Origin of the sequence: Micromonospora sp. C41 (assembly GCF_018070485.1) — a bacterium.
Lineage (GTDB): Bacteria > Actinomycetota > Actinomycetes > Mycobacteriales > Micromonosporaceae > Micromonospora > Micromonospora chalcea.
Window position 1 is genome coordinate 1 of sequence record NZ_JAGPXP010000035.1, and the last position, 20,884, is coordinate 20,884.

The 20,884-nt window shown below is 71.6% G+C and carries 21 protein-coding genes, 1 tRNA gene and 2 pseudogenes; 12 read left to right on the top strand and 12 right to left on the bottom strand.

Annotated features, from left to right (window positions below; all coding sequences use genetic code 11):
- Positions 1-137: 137 nt before the first annotated feature.
- Positions 138-1,070, top strand: coding sequence for a phosphotransferase (locus tag KBX43_RS26845; RefSeq protein ID WP_210887775.1), 933 nt, complete (start codon positions 138-140; stop codon positions 1,068-1,070).
- A gap of 92 nt (positions 1,071-1,162) precedes the next feature.
- Here KBX43_RS26845 and KBX43_RS26850 read toward each other — a convergent pair whose 3' ends face one another.
- Positions 1,163-2,389 (bottom strand): ROK family transcriptional regulator, encoded by a 1,227-nt coding sequence (locus KBX43_RS26850; RefSeq protein ID WP_210887779.1) that lies wholly within the window; start codon positions 2,387-2,389, stop codon positions 1,163-1,165.
- 184 nt (positions 2,390-2,573) lie between these two features.
- Positions 2,574-3,425 (bottom strand): universal stress protein, encoded by an 852-nt coding sequence (locus tag KBX43_RS26855; RefSeq protein WP_247677772.1) that lies wholly within the window; start codon positions 3,423-3,425, stop codon positions 2,574-2,576.
- A gap of 131 nt (positions 3,426-3,556) precedes the next feature.
- Between KBX43_RS26855 and KBX43_RS26860 the strand changes: the two genes are divergently transcribed.
- Both KBX43_RS26860 and KBX43_RS26865 read left to right on the top strand, forming a co-directional pair.
- Entirely contained in the window at positions 3,557-4,015 is a 459-nt protein-coding gene (locus KBX43_RS26860) for a MarR family winged helix-turn-helix transcriptional regulator (RefSeq protein WP_043329234.1), read from the top strand.
- Between the two features lie 74 nt (positions 4,016-4,089).
- Positions 4,090-5,517: an MFS transporter gene (locus KBX43_RS26865; RefSeq protein WP_210887782.1), complete on the top strand. Its 1,428-nt coding sequence runs from the start codon at positions 4,090-4,092 to the stop codon at positions 5,515-5,517.
- A 1-nt stretch (position 5,518) separates the two neighbouring features.
- Here KBX43_RS26865 and KBX43_RS26870 read toward each other — a convergent pair whose 3' ends face one another.
- Together KBX43_RS26870 and KBX43_RS26875 are read right to left on the bottom strand one after the other, a co-directional pair.
- Positions 5,519-6,316: an alpha/beta fold hydrolase gene (locus KBX43_RS26870; protein ID WP_210887785.1), complete on the bottom strand. Its 798-nt coding sequence runs from the start codon at positions 6,314-6,316 to the stop codon at positions 5,519-5,521.
- Between the two features lie 52 nt (positions 6,317-6,368).
- The gene (locus KBX43_RS26875) at positions 6,369-6,953 is read right to left on the bottom strand and encodes a helix-turn-helix domain-containing protein (RefSeq protein WP_113972605.1); all 585 of its coding nucleotides are present in this window, start codon (positions 6,951-6,953) and stop codon (positions 6,369-6,371) included.
- 79 nt (positions 6,954-7,032) lie between these two features.
- Here KBX43_RS26875 and KBX43_RS26880 point away from each other — a divergent pair, with 79 nt between their 5' ends.
- From KBX43_RS26880 to KBX43_RS26895, 4 genes are all read left to right on the top strand, one after another.
- Positions 7,033-8,013, top strand: coding sequence for an NAD(P)/FAD-dependent oxidoreductase (locus KBX43_RS26880; RefSeq protein WP_210887789.1), 981 nt, complete (start codon positions 7,033-7,035; stop codon positions 8,011-8,013).
- Positions 8,014-8,071: 58 nt separating this feature from the next.
- Positions 8,072-9,919, top strand: a complete 1,848-nt coding sequence (locus KBX43_RS26885) for a glycoside hydrolase family 15 protein (protein ID WP_043329230.1) — start codon at positions 8,072-8,074, stop codon at positions 9,917-9,919.
- 201 nt (positions 9,920-10,120) lie between these two features.
- Entirely contained in the window at positions 10,121-11,836 is a 1,716-nt protein-coding gene (locus KBX43_RS26890) for an ATP-binding cassette domain-containing protein (RefSeq protein WP_210887793.1), read from the top strand.
- A 134-nt stretch (positions 11,837-11,970) separates the two neighbouring features.
- A complete protein-coding gene (locus KBX43_RS26895) occupies positions 11,971-12,480 on the top strand; it encodes a hypothetical protein (protein ID WP_210887796.1) in 510 nt (169 codons plus the stop codon).
- Positions 12,481-12,484: 4 nt separating this feature from the next.
- Here KBX43_RS26895 and KBX43_RS32165 read toward each other — a convergent pair whose 3' ends face one another.
- From KBX43_RS32165 to KBX43_RS26900, 3 genes and pseudogenes are all read right to left on the bottom strand, one after another.
- Positions 12,485-12,724, bottom strand: coding sequence for a hypothetical protein (locus KBX43_RS32165; protein ID WP_374226025.1), 240 nt, complete (start codon positions 12,722-12,724; stop codon positions 12,485-12,487).
- Positions 12,721-13,101 (bottom strand): annotated as a pseudogene (locus KBX43_RS32170) (hypothetical protein); the annotation flags it as partial. The gene KBX43_RS32165 and the pseudogene KBX43_RS32170, both read right to left, overlap by 4 nt.
- A 267-nt stretch (positions 13,102-13,368) precedes the next feature.
- Positions 13,369-14,565, bottom strand: coding sequence for a helix-turn-helix domain-containing protein (locus KBX43_RS26900; protein WP_210887799.1), 1,197 nt, complete (start codon positions 14,563-14,565; stop codon positions 13,369-13,371).
- Between the two features lie 133 nt (positions 14,566-14,698).
- On the opposite strand from KBX43_RS26900, the pseudogene KBX43_RS26905 reads away from it, so the two are divergent.
- The 4 genes and pseudogenes from KBX43_RS26905 to KBX43_RS26920 all read left to right on the top strand — a co-directional run bounded on the left by KBX43_RS26905 (position 14,699) and on the right by KBX43_RS26920 (position 17,282).
- Positions 14,699-15,345, top strand: a pseudogene (locus KBX43_RS26905) (XRE family transcriptional regulator).
- A 108-nt stretch (positions 15,346-15,453) separates the two neighbouring features.
- Positions 15,454-16,011, top strand: coding sequence for a hypothetical protein (locus tag KBX43_RS26910; protein WP_307851595.1), 558 nt, complete (start codon positions 15,454-15,456; stop codon positions 16,009-16,011).
- Positions 16,012-16,074: 63 nt separating this feature from the next.
- Complete coding sequence (locus tag KBX43_RS26915) at positions 16,075-16,560, top strand: hypothetical protein (protein ID WP_043329224.1); 486 nt, start codon at positions 16,075-16,077, stop codon at positions 16,558-16,560.
- Between the two features lie 173 nt (positions 16,561-16,733).
- Positions 16,734-17,282 carry a hypothetical protein gene (locus KBX43_RS26920; protein ID WP_210887802.1) on the top strand — a complete coding sequence of 183 codons (549 nt, stop codon included), beginning with the start codon at positions 16,734-16,736 and terminating at the stop codon, positions 17,280-17,282.
- Between the two features lie 461 nt (positions 17,283-17,743).
- On the opposite strand, the gene KBX43_RS31975 is transcribed toward KBX43_RS26920, so the two are convergent.
- Positions 17,744-17,875, bottom strand: a complete 132-nt coding sequence (locus KBX43_RS31975) for a hypothetical protein (protein WP_255358637.1) — start codon at positions 17,873-17,875, stop codon at positions 17,744-17,746.
- A gap of 123 nt (positions 17,876-17,998) precedes the next feature.
- Between KBX43_RS31975 and KBX43_RS26925 the strand changes: the two genes are divergently transcribed.
- Positions 17,999-18,205: a hypothetical protein gene (locus KBX43_RS26925; protein ID WP_043329221.1), complete on the top strand. Its 207-nt coding sequence runs from the start codon at positions 17,999-18,001 to the stop codon at positions 18,203-18,205.
- Between the two features lie 175 nt (positions 18,206-18,380).
- Here KBX43_RS26925 and KBX43_RS26930 read toward each other — a convergent pair whose 3' ends face one another.
- From KBX43_RS26930 to KBX43_RS26945, 4 genes are all read right to left on the bottom strand, one after another.
- Positions 18,381-19,496, bottom strand: coding sequence for an FUSC family protein (locus tag KBX43_RS26930; protein WP_307851596.1), 1,116 nt, complete (start codon positions 19,494-19,496; stop codon positions 18,381-18,383).
- Positions 19,497-19,782: 286 nt separating this feature from the next.
- Positions 19,783-19,854 (bottom strand) — tRNA-Val (locus KBX43_RS26935).
- 82 nt (positions 19,855-19,936) lie between these two features.
- Positions 19,937-20,404: a peroxiredoxin gene (locus KBX43_RS26940; RefSeq protein ID WP_043329219.1), complete on the bottom strand. Its 468-nt coding sequence runs from the start codon at positions 20,402-20,404 to the stop codon at positions 19,937-19,939.
- 8 nt (positions 20,405-20,412) lie between these two features.
- Entirely contained in the window at positions 20,413-20,847 is a 435-nt protein-coding gene (locus KBX43_RS26945; protein ID WP_013287823.1) for a DUF3052 domain-containing protein, read from the bottom strand.
- Positions 20,848-20,884: the final 37 nt, after the last annotated feature.

Here is a 20,884-nt window from a genome sequence, read left to right on the forward strand (position 1 = left end):
GTCGACAGCGGCTTCGACCCGCGCCGGCTCACGCTCACCTCGGCGCGCCCGTTCGACGCCGGCGTGGTCGTCCTGCACTACACGCGCAACGAGTAACCCGGTTGCCCCGGACGGCGGGCGGCACGCACCGTGGGACCGTGACGAAGACTCGGCTGCACTGGCACGAACTGCCCGGGCACGTACGCGACGGCATCGAGGGCGTCCTCGGCGACCGGGTGGTGGCGGCGCACTCGCAGCCGGGCGGCTTCTCCCCCGGCACCGCCGACCGCGTCCGTACCGCAGGTGGCGGCCGGGCCTTCGTCAAGGCGGTCAGCCCGGCGCAGAACGACCGCAGTCCCCACCTGCACCGCGCCGAGGCCCGGATCGCCGCCGCCCTGCCCCCGGACGCGCCCGCGCCCCGGCTGCTCGGCAGCTACGACGACGGCCACTGGATCGCGCTCGTCTTCACCGACGTCGAGGGCCGGCATCCGGCCACCCCGTGGCGTACCGGTGAGCTGGCCGCCGTGCTGTCCACGCTGGAGGCGATGGCGGCGACGCTCACCCCGGCGCCCGCCGCCGCCGGAACCACCACCGCCGCCGAACACCTCGCGTACGACTTCGGCGGCTGGCGGCGCCTCGCCGCCGACCCGCCGGCCGACCTCGACCCGTGGGCCCGGTCCCACCTGCCCGAGCTGTGCGCCGCCGCCGACCGGGGCCTGGCCGCGCTCGCCGGTGACACGCTCTGCCACGTCGACGTCCGCGCGGACAACCTGCTGCTCGGCCCGGACGGATCGGTCACCGTGGTCGACTGGCCGTGGGCCTGTCGCGGGCCGGCCTGGCTGGACACCCTGTTCACCGTCGTCAACGTCCAGGTGTACGGCGGACACGACCCGAACGCGCTGCTCGCCGCCCGACCGCTGACCGCGAATGTCGACCCGACCGACCTGACGGGTGTGCTGGCCGGCCTCACGGGGTTCTTCCTGGACGGCGCCCGCCAGCCCCCACCCCCCGGCATCCCCACGGTCCGAGCGTTCCAGCGCCAACAGGGCGAGGCTCTCCTCCCTTGGCTGACCCACCGCCTGACCCCCTGACCCGCCGCCGGGCGCGTGCCGCCGTCGATCTTGGAGTTGTGGCTCCTCACGAGGCTCACCAAAGCGACATCCCAGGCGCCACAACTCCAAGATCAGCGAAGCGCCGAGGCGCGGGTGAGGGTGCCGAAGGGGTCGGCGAACAACGGGGTGAAGCCCCGTTCGGCGGCGCCGATCAAGGTGGCGTCGTAGCCGAGCGCGGACACGCGCAGGCGGGCCTTGTCGCGGGAGATCGGCAGCACGTTGGCGGCGATCCGGCTGCGGACGTGGTCGGCGCAGACCGGAAAGACCTCGCTGAGCGTGCCCCCGAAGATCACCACGCCGGGGTTGAACAGATTGATCACGTTCGCCACGCCGATGCCCAGCCAGTCACCGATGTGCCGCAGCGCGTCCCGGGCGGCCGGCTCGCCCCGCGACGCGGCTGCCACCACGGCCCGTACCGCCTCGCGCCCCTTCTCCCCCGCCGGGCGGCCGGCGGCGTCGAGCAGTGCCCGCTCGCCGACCTCGGCCTCCAGGCACCCGCGCGAGCCGCAGCCGCAGGGCCGCCCCTGGTACGGGTTCACGAGCATGTGCCCGACCTCGGAGGCGTACCCGCCGTCGCCGTCGAGCAGCTCACCGCCGACGATGATCCCGCCGCCGACGCCCACGTCACCGTGCAGGTAGACGACGTTCTGCACGCCGACTCCGGCGCCCCGCTGGTGCTCCGCCAGCGCGCCCAGGTGCGCCTCGTTGCCGACCAGGACCGGCAGGCCCAGGTCCAGCCGCCCGGCCAGCTCGGCGCCGAACGCCTGGTCCACCCACCCCATGTCCGGTCCGAAGCGGACCATGCCGTCGCCGGGCCGGATCATCCCGCAGTACGACGCGCCGACGCCCACGCACACCGATCCGGGCGGCGCGGCGTGGTGCAGCGCCCGCCCGAAGTCGGCGAGCACCGAGACCACCGAGTCGAGGTCGGCCCCGGCCCGTGGGCGTTCCGCCTCCAGACGGGCCGACACCACGCCGCCGAGCCCGACGCGGGCGGCCACGAGCCGGTCCACGGCGATGTCGAAGGCGAGAACGTAGAAGGCGTCCGAGGCCGGGCGGACCACAAGCGAGGGTCGGCCCGCCCGTCCGCTGCCGCCGGCCGCCACCTCCCGGACCAGACCGGCCGACGCCAGTTCCGCGGTGAGCGCCATGACCGTGCTGCGGTTGACGCCCATCCACTCGGCCAGCTCGACGCGGGTGACCGGGCCGGTCAGGTGGACGCGCCGGAGCAGCGCGCCGAGGTTGGCTCTGCGGCCGTCCCCCTGCGCATGCCGGTCCGCGACCAGGCCCTTCCGCATCGACCACTCCGTCAGACGGCGACTTGGCTTGTGACCCGAGAATAGTTGCCGCGCATCGACGGGTGCCAGCGCCCGCCTCCGGGGACGGCTGCCTCAACCATGGCGGGCCCGACCGGCGCGCCGCGGGCAGCGGTGACGAAGCGGGTGCCTCACTCGGCCGGGGAGGCACCCGTGCGCCGCCGGGTTACTCCGCTTCGCGGACCGGGCTCTGCGGCACCACCATCACCGGCCGGTGGGCACGGTGCAGGGTGGCCATGGCGACACTGCCGAGCAGGATCTTGCGCATCGCCGTCCGTCCGCGCGAGCCGACCACCACCGCGCTCGCCTTGTGCTCGGTGGCGACTGCGGAGAGCGCGTCGGCCACCGCGCGTCCCTGGGCGCCGCGTCCGGCGCTGACCCGCACGACGGTGACCGAACCGCCGGCCGTGTCCGGGGTGGGCGTCTCCCCCTCGTCGCCGTCGACGGCGACCAGGACGACGTCCCGCTCGGGGAAGAGACGCCGGGTGGAGTCGAGCGCCGCCTCGGCGCCGGCGGAGGCGTCCCAGCCGACCACCACCGGGCCGGCGGCGAGCGCGTCGTGCTCGTCGGTGAGCAGCGGGTGCGGCACCACCAGGACTGGTCGCGGGCTGTAGTGCACAGCCATGTCCGAGACGCTGCCGAGCACGGCCCGGGCGCCGCCCAGCCCGCGTGAGCCGAGCAGCAGCACGTCGGTCTGCTTCTCGTCGGCCAGTTCGGCGAGCCGGAGCCCTTCCCCGCCGTAGCTGCGGCACACGAGCGGCTCGGCGTCCCAGCCGGCCGCGCGGGCCAGCATCACGCCGACGGAGGTGAGCCGGTCGGCCTCCCGGCCGCCCTCGCGCTCGATCGCCTCCACGAACGCGTTGATGTTGCGCTTGCCGGTCCAGAGCCGCTTGCGCAGTTCCTCGCTGGCGAACGGTGGCGTCCACAGATGCCCGATCCATGCGTGCGCGCCGGGGAACAGCAACGCGCCCGCCTCGATGGCGGCGCTCGCGGCCGGGGACCCGTCGTAACCCACCATCACTTGCCTGCCGTGCACGTCGCTCACCGCACCGAACCTCTCCTGCCGACGACATCTCACAAGATCGTATCCGCGGTCCGACCGGGTCCGCGCCGGATCATCCGCCACGAACCCATCGGTACGCTGGGCGGATGAGCACCCCGGACCTGTCGTACCTGCTCGACCACACCAGTCACGTGCTGCGCACCCGGGTGGCGGCGGCCCTGGCCGAGATCGGGCTGACCGCGCGGATGCACTGCGTGCTCGCGCACGCGCTGCCCGAGGAGCGTACGCAGATCCAGCTCGCCGAGATGGGCGACATGGACAAGACGACGATGGTGGTGACGGTGGACGCGTTGGAGCAGGCCGGGCTGGCGGTGCGGCGTCCGTCGCGTACCGACCGGCGGGCCCGGATCATCGCGGTCACCGAGGAGGGCGCCCGGGTGGCCGCGCGCAGCCAGGAGATCGTCGACCGGGTGCACGCCGAGGCGCTGGCGAGCCTGCCGGCGGACGAGCGGGCGGTCTTCCTGCGCGCGCTGGAGCGCCTGGCCGCCGGCCATTTGGCCACGCCGGTGCAGAGCCCGAAGCCGGCCCGCCGAGCCCGCCAATAGTCCCTCAATAGATTGTCTGCAACGGGACTATCCGTTACGGTCCTTCCTGTCGCACCTCTCGACAGGAGGACTCCATGTCCGCTCCCCGCTCGCATCGGGTCGCGCTCGGCGTACTCGCCACCAGCGCCCTGATGACCATCCTCGACGGCAGCATCGTCACCGTGGCGATGCCGGCCATCCAGCGCGACCTGCGCTTCTCCCCGGCCGGCCTGAGCTGGGTGGTGAACGCGTACCTGATCGCGTTCGGCAGCCTGCTCCTGCTCGCCGGCCGCCTGGGCGACCTGGTCGGACGCCGGGCGATGTTCCTCGGCGGCACCGCGCTGTTCACCGCCGCCTCGGTGCTGGCCGGGGTGGCGGCGAACAGCGCCACGCTCGTCGCGGCCCGCTTCCTCCAGGGTGTCGGCAGCGCGGCGGCGGTCGCGGTGAGCCTCGGCATCCTGGTCACGCTCTTTCCCGACGCCGCCGAGCGGGGCCGGGCGATCGCCGTGTTCGCCTTCACCGGCGCGGCCGGGGCGGCCATCGGCCAGGTCGCCGGCGGCCTGCTCACCGACGCGCTGGGCTGGCACTGGATCTTCCTGATCAACCTGCCGATCGGCCTGGCCACGATCGCGCTCGCGGTCCGTACGCTGCCCGCCGACCGGGGCCTGGGCCTGGCCGCCGGGGCCGACGTGGCGGGCGCGCTGCTGGTCACCGCCGGACTGGTGCTCGGCATCTACACGGTGGTCACGATCGAGCGGTACGGGGCGACGTCGGCGCGCACGCTCGGCCTCGGCGCGCTCGCCGTCGCGCTGGTCGCCGGGTTCGTCGTCCGGCAGGCGACCGCACGCCGCCCGCTCATGCCGCTGCGGATCCTGCGCTCGCGCGGCGTGGCGGTGGCGAACGTGGTCCAGATCCTCACCGTGGCGTCGACGTTCGCGTTCCAGGTGCTCGTCACGCTCTACCTCCAGCAGGTGCTCGGCTACGACGCCACAGGCACCGGGCTGGCCCTGCTCCCGGCGGCAGTCGTCATCGGCGCGGTGTCGCTGGGCGTCTCCGCCCGGCTCAACGCCCGGTTCGGCGAGCGGGCGGTGCTGCTGGCCGGGCTCGTCCTGCTCGTCGCCATGTTCGCGTGGCTGGCCCGCATACCGGTGGACGGCCGCTACCTGCCCGACGTGCTCCCGGTGATGCTGCTCGCCGGCGGGTTCGGGCTGGTGCTGCCGGCGCTGACCGCGCTCGGCATGTCCGCCGCCCGCCCCGACGACGCCGGTCTCGCCTCCGGGCTGTTCAACACCACCCAGCAGCTCGGCATGGCGTTCGGCGTAGCGGTGCTGTCCACGCTGGCCGCCGCCCGTACCGCGGACCGCCTCGCGCTCGGCGACGACCGGGCCACCGCGCTGACCAGCGGGTTCCACCTGGCGTTCGCGATCGGCGCGGGGCTGCTCGTGGTCGCCGTCGGGCTCGCGTACGCGCTGCTGCGCCCGCGCACGACGGCGGGCGCGGACACCCCGGCGCTGGTGGGCTGAGTCAGCCCGGGGCGCGCGCCGGATGGGTGAGGAACGGCAGCACCGCCGCCGGCAGCGCGGGCGAGGTCAGCACGTCGTAGTGGGTCAGCCCGGGCAGCACCGCCAGCCGGGACGCGGGGCGGCCGGTTCCGTCGCCGCCCGCGTCCCGGCGGCCGCCGCCGAGCAGGCCGAAGAACTCCGCCGCGTGGCTCACCGGGATCTCGTCCGCGTCGGCGAAGACCAGCAGCACCGGCATCGGCAGCGCGGCCACCTCGGCGGACCAGTCGTAGTCCCGCCGCAGCAGCTCGCCGCCGCGGGCCCAGAGCGCCTGCCAGTCCTGCGGACGGGGCGCCACCCGCGCGTACCGCTCGTGGAGCGGGGTGCCGCGCATCCGTTGTGCGACGCGCTCGTCGTGGGCGGACATCGCGGCGAGCGTCTCCGGGTACCAGCCGCGCCGCCGGAACGGCGTGGAGACCAGCACCAGGCGCCGGACCAGGTCGGGGTGCTGGATCGCGGTACGCAGGGCCACCCCGCCGCCGAGGGAGTAGCCGAGCACGTCGGCCCGGGGCAGGCCGAGGTGCCGCAGCAGCCCGGCGACGTCGTCGGCCATCGACTCGTACCGCAGCGGCCGGTCCACGTCGGCGGTGCGGCCGTGGCCCTGCAGGTCGACGGCGATCAGCCGCCGGCGCGTGGCCAGCGCCGGGCGGATCGGCGCGAACGTCTCCGTCGAGCCGTACTCGCCGTGCAGCAGGACCAGCGGCTTGCCGGCCCCGTGCTCCTCGTACCAGATCCGCAGTCCGCCGACCTCCGCATAGCTCACCCGCCGATCGTCGCGCCGCCGATGCCGCCGCGGGCGTGTTTGCGGTCGCCGCTCAGCTCGACGCGCGGGGGCGGGCCCGCAGGTGGGCGCGTTCGCCCTGGCTGCCGAAGAGGCTGAGGAACTCCACCCCCTCGCTGTCGGCACGCCCGAACCAGTGCGGTACGCGGGTGTCGAACTCGGCCGCCTCACCGGGGACCATCACCAGGTCGTGCTCGCCGAGCACGAGCCGCAGTCGCCCGTTGAGCACGTAGACCCACTCGTACCCCTCGTGGGTCTTCGGCTCGGGCTCGGACCGGCCGCCGGCCGGGATGATCAGCTTGTACGCCTGGATGCCGCCGGCGCGGCGGGTGAGCGGCAGCATGGTCATCCCGAACGCGGCGACCGGCCGCAGGTGGACGCGCGGGTCGCCGGTGGGCGGGGCGCCGACCAGCTCGTCCAGCGTCACGCCGTGCGCGCGGGCGAGCGGGAGCAGCAGTTCGAGGGTGGGCTTGCGGCCGCCGGACTCCAGCCGGGACAGCGTGCTCACCGAGATGCCGGTGGTGGCGGAGAGGTCGGTGAGCGTGGTCTCCCGCTCACGCCGCAGCGCGCGCAGCCGGGGACCGACCGCGTCGAGGGCCTGGTCGAGGTCGACATCCATGCCCCCAGTTTGCCACATCAGCAAGAGAGTTTGCGGTTCTGCGCTTCCCCGCCGCAGTCTGGTCGCGGAGGTGGTCACGATGACCGAGCTACGTGAGGACTACGAGGTACTGGTGATCGGCGGCGGCGCGGCCGGGCTGAGCGGCGCGCTGATGCTGGCCCGGGCACGCCGGTCGGTGCTCGTGGTGGACGGCGGCGAACCGCGCAACGCGCCCGCCGACGGCGTGCACGCGCTGCTGGGCCACGACGGCGTACCGCCGGCCGAACTGCTGGCACGCGGTCGGGACGAGGTCCACCGCTACGGCGGGCACCTGACCGAGGGCCGGGTCGAGTCGGTGAGCCGCGACGGCGACGGCTTCGAGGTGACGCTCGCCGACGGCCGGCGGGTACGCGCCGGTCATGTGCTGGTCGCCACCGGCCTGGTCGACGAGCTGCCCGAGGTGCCCGGCCTGCGCGAGCGCTGGGGCCGGGACCTGGTGCACTGCCCGTACTGCCACGGCTGGGAGGTGCGGGACCGGCCGATCGGGGTGATCGGCAGCGGCCCGATGTCGGTGCACCAGACGCTGCTGTTCCGGCAGTGGAGCGACGACGTGGTCTACCTGCGGCACACCGCGCCGCCGCTGACCGACGAGCAGGCCGAGCAGCTCGCCGCCCGCGGCGTGCCGGTGGTCGAGGGCGAGGTCGCGGCCGTCGAGACGGCCGCGGACCGGGTGACCGGGGTACGCCTGCGCGACGGCCGCACCGTCGACCGGGAGGTGCTGACCGTCGCGCCCCGGATGGTGGCGCGCACCGGGTTCCTGGCCGGACTGGGCCTGCGCCCGCAACCGCACCCCAGCGGGATGGGCGAGTACCTGCCGGCCGACGAGTCGGGGCGTACCGAGGTGCCCGGGGTGTGGGTCGCGGGCAACGTGACCGACCTGTCGGCGCAGGTCGGGGCCGCTGCCGCGGCTGGTGCCCGGACCGCGGCGATGATCAACGCGGAACTGGTGAACGAGGAGACCCGCCGGGCGGTCGAGGCGCGGCGTGACGCGCGAGGGTGGGTGACCACGAATCCCCTCTAACCTGACAATTCTTCCCCTAGGTTGAGTCGGAGAGGGCAGTCGGAACCTGGGGGGCGACGTGAAGAGCTATCCGGCGATCGAGGATCACGGGCTCATCGGCGACCTTCAGACCGCGGCGCTGGTGACCTGTGACGGGACGATCGACTGGTTCTGCGCGCCGCGCTTCGACTCGCCCAGCGTCTTCTGCGCGTTGCTGGACAAGGACAAGGGCGGCTTCTTCCAGATCGCCCCGCACGACGTCCGGTACGTCACGAAGCAGCTCTACCTCCCCGGCACGCCGATCCTGATCACCCGGTTCATCAGCGCGGACGGCGTCGCCGAGGTGATGGACTTCATGCCGGTGACCGGCGAGCGGGTCACCGACTCGCACCGCATCGTGCGCATGGTCAACATGGTGCGCGGCAGCATGCGGTTCCGGGTGGAGTGCCGGCCGCGTTTCGACTTCGCCCGGGAGAGCCACGAGCTGGAGCGGCACCGCAACGGTTACCTGTTCCGGAGCCGGTCGGCGACGCTCGCCTTCAACCCGATCGATCCGGTGCGGCAGCTCTGGGCCAAGACCGGCGAGATCCGCATGGAGGACGGCGACCTGATCGCCTACGGCACGTTGCAGGAGGGCGACACCGGCGGGGTGGTCCTGGAGACCGGCATCGACGAGCCCAGGATCATTCCGCCGGAAGAGGTCCAGGGCATGTTCGAGTGGACCCGGGACTACTGGCGGCGCTGGGTCGAGCGCTCCCGCTACACCGGGCGCTGGCGGGAGATGGTCGAGCGCTCGGCCATCACGCTCAAGCTCATGACGTACGCGCCGACCGGCGCGATGATCGCCGCGCCGACCGCCGCGCTGCCCGAGCTGGTCGGCGGCTCCCGCAACTGGGACTACCGCTACACCTGGGTACGCGACACCTCGTTTTCCGTGCACGCGCTGCTCGGCCTCGGGTTCACCGAGGAGGTCAGCCGGTACATGGACTGGCTGGACGAGCGCATCCGCGAGGCCGGCGACCACCAGGACCCACTGAAGATCATGTACCGGGTGGACGGGTCCTCGGACCTGCACGAGGAGGTGCTCGACCACCTGGAGGGCTACCGCGGCTCCCGTCCGGTGCGGATCGGCAACGGCGCCGCCGACCAGCTCCAGCTCGACATCCACGGCGAGGCGCTCTACGCCATGCACCTCGCCGACGAGCAGGGCATCCGGGTGTCGCACCAGGTGTGGAAGAGCACCGTGCGGCTGATCGACTGGCTCTGCCACAACTGGGACCAGCGCGACGCCGGCATCTGGGAGAGCCGCCACCACCCCCGCAACTACACGTTCGGCCGGGTGATGTCGTGGGTGGCGCTGGACCGCGCCATCCGGCTGGCCACCCGCACCGGCCGGCCCGGCGACATGCACTGCTGGACCGAACAACGCAACCGGATCTACAACCAGGTCATGGCCCGCGGTTTCCACCGGGAACGCGGCAGCTTCGTGCAGGCGTACGACGAGAACGTGCTCGACGCCGCCCTCCTCTACATGCCGGCGGTCGGCTTCGTCACGCCCACCGACCCGCTGTGGCTGTCCACCCTCGAGTCGATCGAGCGGGACCTGGTCTCGGACAGCCTGGTCCACCGGTACGACCCGGTCCACTCCCCCGACGGGCTCCCTGGTCACGAGGGCACGTTCAACATGTGCACGTTCTGGTACGTCGAGGCGCTGGCCCGCTCCGGCCGGCTGGACGACGCCCGGCTCACCCTGGAGAAGATGTTCACCTTCAGCAACCACCTCGGGCTCTACGCCGAGGAGATCGCCTCCACCGGTGAGCAGATCGGCAACTATCCGCAGGCGTTCAGCCACCTCGCCCTGATCAACTCGGCGCTGGCGGTGAACGACCTGCTCGACGCCGAGGCCTCCGCCCGCCTCCGCCGGTAACTCCGGTGATCTCCGGCCCGGAGCCGGGTACTGTTTACCGCATGAGGTTCTTCGCCGCTGTCATGAAGCCCTGGTCCCTCCGCTGACGGCGGCAGGGTGACCGGCTTCTTCTGACGTACCAGCTCTGCTCCGCCGTCCCGGCGTTCCCGCCGGGCGGTGTCCTCGCGCTGCCCGGCTCCACGACGAGCCGAAGAGCGGACTGTGCACAACCTCGACAACATTCCTTCCTTCCCATCCACCTCGGGCGGTTCGCTGCCCGCCGGGCACCGGGCGCACGTGCGGGCCGACGGCGTCCGCGTCGTACTCGGCGGCCGGGTCGTGCTGTCCGACGTCAGCGTGACCGTCTCCGCCGGTTCCCGCCTGGCGGTCGTCGGCGAGAACGGCCGCGGCAAGACCACCCTGCTGCACGTGCTGGCCGGCCTCATCGCTCCCGACCAGGGCGTGGTGGAACGGCTGGGCGCGATCGGCGTCGCCCGGCAGAACCTGGAGTCGCGCCACGGCGAGACCGTGGGCACGCTCGTCCGGGAGGCGATCCGGGAGTCCGAACGCGCGCTGCGGGCGTTCGACGAGGCCGCGATCGCGCTCACCGAGGGCCGGGCGGGCGCGGACGACGCGTACGCCGCCGCCCTGGACGCGGCGACCCGGCTGGACGCCTGGGACGCGCAGCGGCGCGTCGACGTGGCGCTGGCCGGCCTCGACGCCTGCCCGGACCGGGACCGGGAACTGGCCACGCTGTCCGTCGGCCAGCGCTACCGGGTCCGGCTGGCATGCCTGCTGGGAGCGCGGGTGGACCTGCTGATGCTGGACGAGCCGACCAACCACCTCGACGCGGACAGCCTGGCCTTCCTCACCGCCCGGCTACGCGACCACCCGGGCGGCGTCGTGCTGGTGACCCACGACCGCGCCCTGCTGCGGGACGTCGCCACGGAGTTCCTGGACCTCGACCCCAGCGCGGACGGGCGCCCGCGCCGCTACGCCGGGGACTACGCCGCCTGGCAGGACGGGCGCCGCCGCGACTTCGCGCACTGGGTACGCGACCACGAGGCGCAGCAGGCCGAGCACCAGCGGCTGGCCGACGGGGTACGGCAGGCGCAGGACCGCCTCAGCACCGGCTGGCGGCCGGAGAAGGGACACGGCAAGCACCAGCGCCAGTCCCGCGCGCCCGGACTGGTCCAGGCGCTGCGCCGCCGGCAGGAGGCGCTCGACGCGCACCGCGTCACCGTGCCGGAGCCACCGCAGCCGCTGCGCTGGCCACCGCTGGACACCCGTCCCGGACTGCCGACCCTGCGCTGCCACGACGTGACGGTGGCCGGGCGCCTGCGTACCCCGGTCACGCTCACGCTCGACGGCGGGGACCGCCTGCTGGTGACCGGACCCAACGGCGCGGGCAAGTCGACGCTGCTCTCCGCGCTGGCCGGTGACCTCACGCCGTCGACCGGGGAGGTCCGGCACCTGTCCGGCGCGCGCGTCGCGTACCTCGGTCAGGAGGTGCCCGACTGGCCACCGGCGCTGCTCGCCCACGACCTGTACGAGCAGCACGTGGGCCGGTTGCGCTCCGCCGGGCGCGTCGGCTCCGGCACGGCCCTGCCGCTGAGCGCGACGAACCTGCTCGACGCCGAGGCCCGGCGTACCCCCGTCGGCCGGATGTCGCACGGACAGCAACGGCGGCTGAACCTGGCGCTGCGCCTGGCCGAACGTCCCGACCTGCTGATCCTCGACGAACCCACCAACCACCTGTCCGCGCCGCTGGTCGACGACCTCACCGCCGCCCTGCTGACGACGAGGGCCGCGGTGGTGGTCGCCACCCACGACCGGCAGATGCTCCACGACCTGGCGGCGTGGCCCACGCTGTCGCTCACCGCCCCGGCGGTGCCAGGCCGTTTGGTCACGGAGGGTGATGCCCGGCCGGAAGACTGAGTGCTTCGAGCGATATGACTGAGAGGCATATTCATGCCTCTCAGTCATATCGACTTCTCGTCACCTATACCCCACCGGGCTGGGCGCGCTGGCTACCGTGGATGTCCGGGGGCAGTCGGCGAAGGAGCGGCGGGATGTCTGTCGACGGAGCGGGCGCCGGCCCCGTCAGCCGCCCCTCGCGCTACGAGGAGGTCGTCCTCGGCCTGCTACGGGGCGAGGGGGCGACCGTGCTGACAGCCGGTCTCTGGCTGCTCGTCACGTCCCTGTTCACCGCGCTGTTCCTGACCTTCGCCGGGTGGCAGGTGTGGGAGAACCGCATGCTGGAGACCAGAGGCCGGATCGGCGACGCCCAGGTGGTGCGCGCCAACTACGAAGGGCCCGGCAAGTCCCTGAACGTCGTCTACCTGTCAGGGCCGGTGGGCGCGACGGCGATCCTGGAGAACCCGGTGCACCGGCCGGCCGCGGGCGACGTGATAGCGGTCCGGTACGACCCCCGGCACCCCACCCACCTGAGGGAAGCGGACGCGCCCATCTGGCGGTGGCCGGACTTCCTGGTGACCGTGCCGCCCGCGGTGGCGGGCTGCCTCGTCGTACCGGCCGAGTGGATGCGGTTCCGGCGGCGGCTGCGGGAGCGGCGAGTTTGAGCAGTCACCGCCCCCGCGGACCGGCCTCCCGGGTCCACCCGACGAAGCGGCGGTGCAGCGCACCGGCAGGCGCCCAGGGCATGTCCTCGGAGGCTTGCACGAGATAGGCGCCGAGATACAGAGCCAGTGACACCGGCGCGCCGGCGTACTCCGCCCGCAGCTCACGCCTGCGAGTGGGGCACGGCCACGGCAGGTCGCAGCCGCCGCAGCTCCAGACCGGCATGACCGGACCGTGGGTGGTCACCGCGCACCCTCCAGGAACCGCGCGGTGATCGCCCGCGCCTGCCGACTCGTCGCCCATTCCGCCTGCCAGCACGGGTACGGCGTGAGCCGTGCCCACCACGCCCGGCGCCCGGCACACATGCCGTCGAGTCCCCGCACGTGTACCGCGAGGATCATCTCCTCCGGCCCGGCGATCACTTGTCGCTCGCCTGTGGCCAGTGACCACGATTGATCGGAAGCCGATGCCGCGAATGACAGGGCAGCTCGGCTCCGCACCAGCAAACCCGTCTCCACCGCCGCCAGCACCACACCGGCCGATGCCGCCGGGCGAACGTCAACGCGGCGGCCGACAGGTACGTGTCGTACGAGACGCGGCGTTCCCGCGAGGCGTCGCCGTCCGGGGACCGTTGCCCGCCTCGCGCCTGGTCCAGCAAACGGCGTCTGGCGATCTCCTGCTCCATCGCCTGGATGCGCTCGCCAAAGCCGGACACCGTCGACGGCGGAAGGTACCGACCGACGAGCCGTCGCAGGAGCCCAATGGTCACCGTCATCTGTCCGGCCCTCCGTGGTGAGGGCACGGAGGACACCTGCTGATGTGCCTATCCGCGCCCGGTGGAGATCCAGCGTCACGCCGAGCGCGTCCACGATCCAGGAGGTGACTGTCCGCTAACCAGGTGTGCTGCCCGCTGTCAATCGGCGGGCGGGGGCGTACTCGACGCACAGGTCACGCAACATCGCGGCCTCCGGCACGCCCGACTGCTCCACCTTCGCGAGCAGTTCCGCGGCTCGCCACCAGTTCGACGGCACCACCCGCCCGGACGCCACCGCCTGCGCCCCGAGCGCAACCGCCTCATCCGGCTGGTCGGCGGCGACCAGGGCAAGTCCGAGGTCGAGACGCGCCGACGCGGAACGGCGAGGACGCGCTCCCCCATCACCGTGCGGGTCCAGATCGGTCAGTACCGCCCGCGCCACCTGCTCGGCAGCCGGGTCACCGGCCCACGCCAACGTCGTGGCCATATAGGCGGCGGCCTTCGCGGGGTCGTAGCGGTAGTGATGCTCGGCCCGTTCCGGAACGGGCAGATTCGCCGTCAAACGCTCCACCCGCTCCAGCGCTCGCCGGGTGGCGGCCACATCACCGATCCGCGCCCACGCGCGAGCTTCCTGGGCAGTCGACTGAATCCTGGCCGAGCTGCCTTTCGGCGCGACCCGCTGTGCTTGATGAGACAGATCGAGTGCCGTCCGGTAGTCACCTTGCGTCAACACGTCCCAGGCCCGGGTCTCCAGACACCACGCCTGGATCTCCGCATGCTCGGCGTGTTCGGCAAGCTCACGAGCAGCACGCAGATGAGCAGCCGCCGCACCGCGCTGCCGCAGGTCGATGTGAACGGTGGCCCGCAGCACCGCCAACCAACCGCCCGCAACCAACAGCCGACGCTGCTGAGCAAGCGTGACCCGTCCGTCCAGCAGCCGCACCACATAGGCCAGATGTCGCCGCACCAGCGGCAACAGATCCGCCGGCGCCATAGTCGGATAGGAGCTGGCGAGGTCGTCGACGCCCTGCTCGATCCGTTCGAGCACCTCACCGCTGACATCACTGGCGGCAACCCTCGCCCGCAACTCGCCCGCCTCGGCCGCATGGTCGATCGGCGCATCGACCAGCCGAGCAAGCACACCTCCGGCGTCGAGAATCCGGTCCAAGTGGCGCGCCGTGTCGACAGTCGGAGCCTTGAGCCCTGCTTCCAGCTCGTGCAGATGGCTCTTGCTTCGATGGGCGAGCTGCCCGAGGGACCGAAGCGACAGACCACGCCGCTCCCGAAACTCGCGCAGAGCTGCCCCGAAGCGCGGATCGACGGAGGAAGCCATAGCCCAGCTCCAAGCTCAAGAGGCCCGGCGAACTCACCCGGCCGCCATTCTGTCGACCGTACCCCGAAACGCCGCTCGTCGATGACCTACGAGCCACGCACCAACGGTGACACCACTGCGACACAGCGCTATCGTGTCGCTCATGGCCGCTCCCGACACGGCCCTGGGCGCCCTCCATAACGGGATGCGCATGAACCAGGACGACTTCGCACGCGCGCTGGAGGTCGTCACCGGCCTGCCCATCTCACTGCTCGGCTTCGCCGCGGTGCCCGGTGGGCACGTGGCCGACGACCAGCAGGGTGGCCACGACCTGACCTCACCCGTATCGAACCTGGCCACGCCGACGCCGGCTGCCAAGCCCAGCACGGCGCACAGGTCGTACGAGGGCGTGTGGCTCAGCCGCTACCAGTACTACTCCAGCGGACGGGAGGAGTCCTTCGCCGGACAGCACTTCGTCGTCCTGCTGCAGCACGGCGACAGGCTGACCGCGCGCAGCCTGCCCGGGTCGGCGTCCTCATCTCTGTCGCTGGACCTGACCGTGGACGGGGCCGTTGTCACCGGCACCTGGGTGGAGCAGACCGACCCGGCCGGCTACTACCGAGGTGCCCGCTATCACGGGGCGATCCAGCTTCTGGCCGAGCCGACGGGGCGACGGATGGCCGGTAAGTGGGTCGGGTTCGGCAAGACATGGATGTGAACACCGGCCCGTGGGAGCTCGTCTTCCGCGACGCGTCGACCTCCAAGGCGACGCTGGACCGGTACAACACCTCAGCGACATAGCGCCGTGGCCTTGTTCTGGCGCCGACTACTCTGCACTCGGGGTACGACACGGCACGGCGTCCGGATCCAGCGAAACGCCCGGTGCCCACGACACAACAGGAGAGCGCTGTGACAGTCCGCGCCACGGGCCACCCACTGACCCGGCTGGAAGCCGCCCAGGCGCAGGCGGAGCACGTACTCGGCCCCCGGAAGGCAAAGCGGATCGCGACGTTCGGCAACGGCGGCCTGTACGTCCGGGCCGGCACCGGGGCGCAGGCCTTGGCCTGGCTCGTCGACTTCACGGTGTTCCTGTTCGGTGTCGGGGCGGGCGTCGTCGCCCTGTCCCTGGTAGACCGCGCGGTCACCCTGTCCGACAACCTCGCCGCCGGGACAAGCCTCTCGTTGCTCGTGGTGGTGCCGCTGCTCTACGGCCTCTGCTACGGCAACGGCCGGGCGCTCGGCGCGCTGCTCACCGGCACCCAACTCGTCAGGGCCAAGGACGGCGGCCGGGTCGGCCTCAAGGCGTGCTGGGCCATGCTGGTCCGGACGCTGTTGATGCCGGTGCTGGTCGTCGTGCTGGTGGTGACCGCGTTCAGTACCGGATCCTCAGACGCGCCCGGTTCGCTCGTGCGGACCACCATCGATCCGGGTGCCACCCGGCGGCTCCACGACGCGGGCATTCGCTGACCCGTCGCGCAATCGCGTCCCCATGGGCGGACACGGCCCCACGTACCGCCTAGCCTCTCGGGGATGGAGCGACTGCGCGACCTTGCCGTCCGGCTGGCGATGGACGAGCCGGTCGGCGACGACCTGGCGATGGCGGCCGCGCACGCTCTGGCCCGTGGTGTCGACTCGCCGAGCCTGCGTGAGCTCGCCGGTCTGTCGAAGGGCCAGTCCCGGGAAGCCGTCGACCTGTTCCGGCAGGCGATGGAGGAACTCGGCTCGCCGGTCCCGGACGAGAGCGGCGCCCGGCTGCACCTCATGCGGGCGGCAGCGGCGAGCATCATCGACGGAGAGGGCGATCCCGAGGACCTGGCGCACGAGATCTACTGGCAGTCGTCCTACTTTCCCTCTGCGGAGCTGCGCGAGGTGGGCTACCGCTTCCTACACCTGTACGCCGATTGCGGCGCAGCGCCGGATCAGACGGAGGAGGCGGTGGCGGCCATGAAGGAGGCGGCGCGGTCGTTCCTGCACGACCATCTATCACCTCCTCGTCCGTCAACTCGGGCTGGTTGAAGAACATCAGGGTGATGACGTCCGGGCAGCGCAGGATCCGCAGCCCGAAGGGTACGGCTCCAAGCCTGATCTCCAGCCATCCGCCGCTCGCCGGGCCTCTTGCTATCGGCGTTGCTGTCACCCCAAGAGCGATGTGCCCCTGACGCCAGATCAGCTTGTGTATGGTCCGCCGAGTGATCATCAAGAGGGCCAACCGCCGGCGAGGGTCGACGTCTCGATGGCCGCTGTTCGCACCGGCCGTCGCGGTCGGCCTACTGGTGCTCGGGTTGACGCTCAACGCCGTAACAGTCCTCTATGACCTCACGCACTGGGACGTCGTGTACCACGTGTCGCCGGAGGAGGCAGCGAACCGGAACGGGCTTGCCGACCTGGGGACCGAGGTCGTCGGCCGGCTGACGGTGGTCCTGTCCGGTCTCGCTATGGCCGGCCTGCTCCTGTCGCTGGTGGGTCTCGTGCGAGGCAGAGCGTGGGCACATGCGATGACCTGCATCCTGACCATTCCAATGGCCCTCTGCTGCGGCCAGGCGTTCATCGCAAATCGGGGCTCGTTCGCCGGAAGCCCTGACAACCCGAACGCGCCTCAGCACACCTCGGCACCGAGCGGGATCCGCCTCGCTGACTCGCTGGGGCCACCGTTACTCGTGGGAGCAGCGATCGTCGTCCTGATTCTGCTGTTCCTACCTGCCATCTACCGGCGGTTCCACCCGACGAAAACGACGTAGTAAGAGCGTTTCCGCTTGATCAACAGCGGCGCAGCCACCAGGGGTCGTGACCGGGCGTTTGAGGATCGTGATGGGTACGCCTCAACAATGCGTCGTCCAGGCGGTCGACAACTACCTGAAGCTCTCGCCCGGCATGGCTTGGCAGCGAGACGATTGCCTCTTCCAAGCGCAGTCGTGCCCAGGCTTCGCCACAGCAGGAACAGGCGAACTCCGCTTCCCACGGCTTCCACCGATGCCGGCTGCCGTACGCATGCGCGCCCCAGATCCTGATGGCGGCGGCCACCGTGCCCGGGAGCCACCGCCGCCCTTCCACCAGACGGATGGCAGCGTTCGCGGAACCGGAGAGTCCAGGAACATCCCGATAACGGGCCCACGGGCTTCGCGTGATGCGCACGCGGCGGCGAAGTGATCGGGGCTGGGGCTGCCTACGAGGCACTGCCCCTTCGGTGGAGAATCACACCTCAGATCCTCGCATGAAGGTCAACAGGGCGCAGGTCGGTCGCCCCGAACCCCTCGACGTCAGGAATGGCGGGGTCGCGCAGTTCCCGAACGAGGACCAGTGCCCTGCCCCACGATGCATCGTCCAGTTCCACAGCCCCGGAGGGTACGGCTCCGAGCCTGATCTCCGGCGGCTCATTCGTTGTCGAGGCGCCCTGGAACCAGCCTTGACCGGCTGCCTCACAGTGGGGGCAGGCATCTCACCCAGGGAGGTCGAAGTGCGCTGGCTCATCGTTCTGATCATCATCGCGGCGGCCGTCGCTGCGGTCGCACTGTGGCGCCATAGCCGGAAGACACCAGTCGACGGCGGCCAGGTGCGTGACCTCCAGGCATCCGCCGAGGCCCGCCGCAGGCTCGACGACCATCGGAACCGGACGGACGGCGGCAACACCGGCAGCGGTGGCGTCGGTGGCTGGAGCGCCTGACCTCATTGCAGGTCGTCAACGGGCTACTCGTGCCGTCACCGCACCGGCGGTTTGGCTGGCGTGAGCGGCGGGTGCGGCCGGTTCGGAGCTGCGAGCTGTCGCTTGCTCTCCCGTGTCGTCCGCCGCTAGTCGCGGCTGCGGCTTCCGCAACGCGGCAAGAACACCTGTTGTTGAATCAGCTCGAGTCGGCGGCCAACCCCGCCTGCTGATTTGCCTCTGCCTTTGGCAGTCCGGACGCTTGAAGCACGTCGCTGATGGCAAGGCGCAGCCGGGAAATGAGGACCATCTCGCAGAATCCGATCTTTTCGGCGCAGGCCTGGTTGACCTCCTCGATGGCCTGTTGCGCCCGCGCGCGTGCAAGGTCGGGCTCTCGGCCGGCGACGAAATCGCGATGCAGCAGCCGCACCGCTTGGCCGAGGTGCTCGATCGACGCTGAGAGGCCGGCGGGTACGGGTTCACGCAGCCGTACCGCCGATACGACCCAGTGCGCCAATTCGCGGCTGTTGGAGTAGGCGGATTGGAGGTGCTCGGAGGCGCGCTGATACCGGCGCAGGATGCCCAATCGTCGCCACCGCCAGGGTGAGAGAAGCGCGATCTCCCCCGCCGCGGCGACCATCTCGATCGTCTTGTCTCTTTCCTGCTCTACCGCGATCAGGCGCTGCAAGGCGTCGTCGGCCTGTTGAACCTCACGCCGATCCAACGCCTCGGCGACAGCCGTGAGAGCACGGGCGAAAACATCCAGCGACGGACCGGCAGAGCGGTGCACGACGCGCACAGGGTTGGCCGGCAGGATCAGCAACGCCACGGCGATGGCCGTCGCACCCCCGATCAACGCGTTGACCGTCCGCGCCACAGCCAGGTGGGATTGCTGCGCAGTCAGCGTCCCCAGCAGCACCGCGGTGCTTCCTGCGTGCACCATCACGGCGCCGCCTCCGCGAATCACGGCTACCGACGAGATCGCGAATGCCACGATCACGGCGATCTGTATCGGCCCCGTCCCGATGGCGAAGATGATCAACTGCCCGGCCGCCACCCCGAGGATCACCCCGGCGATGAGTTCCGCCGCTCGCCTGATCCGATTGCCGAGGGCTGCTGCGACCGTGCCGATCGAGGCGGCGGGGGCGAACAACGCCTGTGGATTGTGCAGCACGTCGCTGGCGATGAACCAGGACAATCCAGCGGCCACACCCGCCTGAACAGCGATTATGGAGTACGTGCGAAGCCGCTCGAAAGCTTCCCGGCCTTCTCGTTGCACCATCTCTGGCCGCAAACCCGGGTCCACGGTAGCCACGTCTCACCTCCGAGGAGCAGTGCAGGCGAGGGTTACGTCTGCGGCAACCGCTCGGGGGAGGTAGCGGTCCTGCGAGGTGTGGCCTGGCAGCGTAATGCAGCGCCGGCCCGGTAGGGCATTCCCGCAGGCGCGGAAGCGCTTCCTGGTCAGAGGCCACAGGCTCATTCTCCCGGACCCCAGCCGCCCTGGTCCCGGCATCAATGGCAACGGATCTAACACGTGGAGCCCGTCGAGTCACCGCCCCGGGGAGTGATCTTCTCGGGACGGTTCCCGCTGATGTGAAAGGTGGGCGCGGCAGGTTTCGAACCTGCGACCCCTCGCTTGTAAGGCGAGTGCTCTCCCACTGAGCTACGCGCCCGGAACGCCCGTACGGCGGGCCGGAGCGGCCAGCTTACCTGCCCGCCTCCGGCCCGGTCGAACGACGTACCTGGGTGTGGGACTCAGGCAGCGGCGGCCTCGGCCAGCGCCTTGCGCCAGCCCTGCTGATCGCGCGCCTCGCCGGGCATGTTCATCTCCGCGAAGCGGACCACACCGGCCTTGTCGATGACGAAGGTGCCCCGGTTGGCGATGCCCGCGACGTCGTTGAAGACGCCGTACGCCTGGGCGACCGCGCCGTGCGGCCAGAAGTCGGCGAGCAGCGGGAACTGGAAGCCCTCCTGCTCGGCCCAGATCTTGTGGGCGTACACGGAGTCGACGCTGACGGTCAGCACCTGGACGTCGTCGTTGGCGTACTCGTCGAGGTTGTCCCGCACCTCGGACAGCTCGCCCTGGCAGACGCCAGTGAAGGCGAGCGGGTAGAAGACGAGCAGCACGGTCTTGCGGCCACGGAAGTCGGCGAGCCGTACCTCCTGGTTGTTCTGGTCCTTGAGCAGGAAGTCGGGCGCTTCGGCGCCAACCTCGACGGGCATGTGCGCTCCTACTTCTTGCTCTTGGAGCCGCGCCGCATGACCAGGCGGGCTCCGCTCCAGTCGCGGCCGGCGTTGATGGTGGAGGTCTGCTGGAGGCCGGCGGTCTGCGCGCTCTCCGCGACCTCGCTCGGCTCGACGTGGCCGTCGCGGCCGGCCTTCGGGGTCAGGAGCCAGACCACGCCGTTGTCGGCGAGCGGCCCGAGGGCGTCCACGAGGAGCTCGAAGAGGTCACCGTCGCCGTCGCGGTGCCAGACCAGAACCGCGTCGACCACCTCGTCGGTGTCCTCGTCGACGAGTTCCCCACAGCGGTCGGTCAGGGCGTCCCGGAGATCGGTGTCGACGTCGTCGTCGTAGCCCATCTCCATGACGACCATGCCCGGCTCGATACCGAACCGGTCCGCCAGGCTGCGTACCCCGTCGGCCTGGCCAGCGGTCGCGCTCACTGTCGCGTGCCTCCTCATCTATCCCTGCTCGTGGCGT

Bases quoted from the DNA above. Each gene is read 5' to 3' on its own strand.
- KBX43_RS26940 (WP_043329219.1), bottom strand. From the start codon at position 20,404: ATGCCCGTCGAGGTTGGCGCCGAAGCGCCCGACTTCCTGCTCAAGGAC.
- KBX43_RS26860 (WP_043329234.1), top strand. From the start codon at position 3,557: ATGAGCACCCCGGACCTGTCGTACCTGCTCGACCACACCAGTCACGTG.
- KBX43_RS26850 (WP_210887779.1), bottom strand. From the start codon at position 2,389: ATGCGGAAGGGCCTGGTCGCGGACCGGCATGCGCAGGGGGACGGCCGC.
- KBX43_RS26900 (WP_210887799.1), bottom strand. From the start codon at position 14,565: ATGGCTTCCTCCGTCGATCCGCGCTTCGGGGCAGCTCTGCGCGAGTTT.
- KBX43_RS26875 (WP_113972605.1), bottom strand. From the start codon at position 6,953: ATGGATGTCGACCTCGACCAGGCCCTCGACGCGGTCGGTCCCCGGCTG.
- KBX43_RS26915 (WP_043329224.1), top strand. From the start codon at position 16,075: ATGGAGCGACTGCGCGACCTTGCCGTCCGGCTGGCGATGGACGAGCCG.
- KBX43_RS26865 (WP_210887782.1), top strand. From the start codon at position 4,090: ATGTCCGCTCCCCGCTCGCATCGGGTCGCGCTCGGCGTACTCGCCACC.
- KBX43_RS26880 (WP_210887789.1), top strand. From the start codon at position 7,033: ATGACCGAGCTACGTGAGGACTACGAGGTACTGGTGATCGGCGGCGGC.
- KBX43_RS26895 (WP_210887796.1), top strand. From the start codon at position 11,971: ATGTCTGTCGACGGAGCGGGCGCCGGCCCCGTCAGCCGCCCCTCGCGC.
- KBX43_RS26855 (WP_247677772.1), bottom strand. From the start codon at position 3,425: ATGGTGGGTTACGACGGGTCCCCGGCCGCGAGCGCCGCCATCGAGGCG.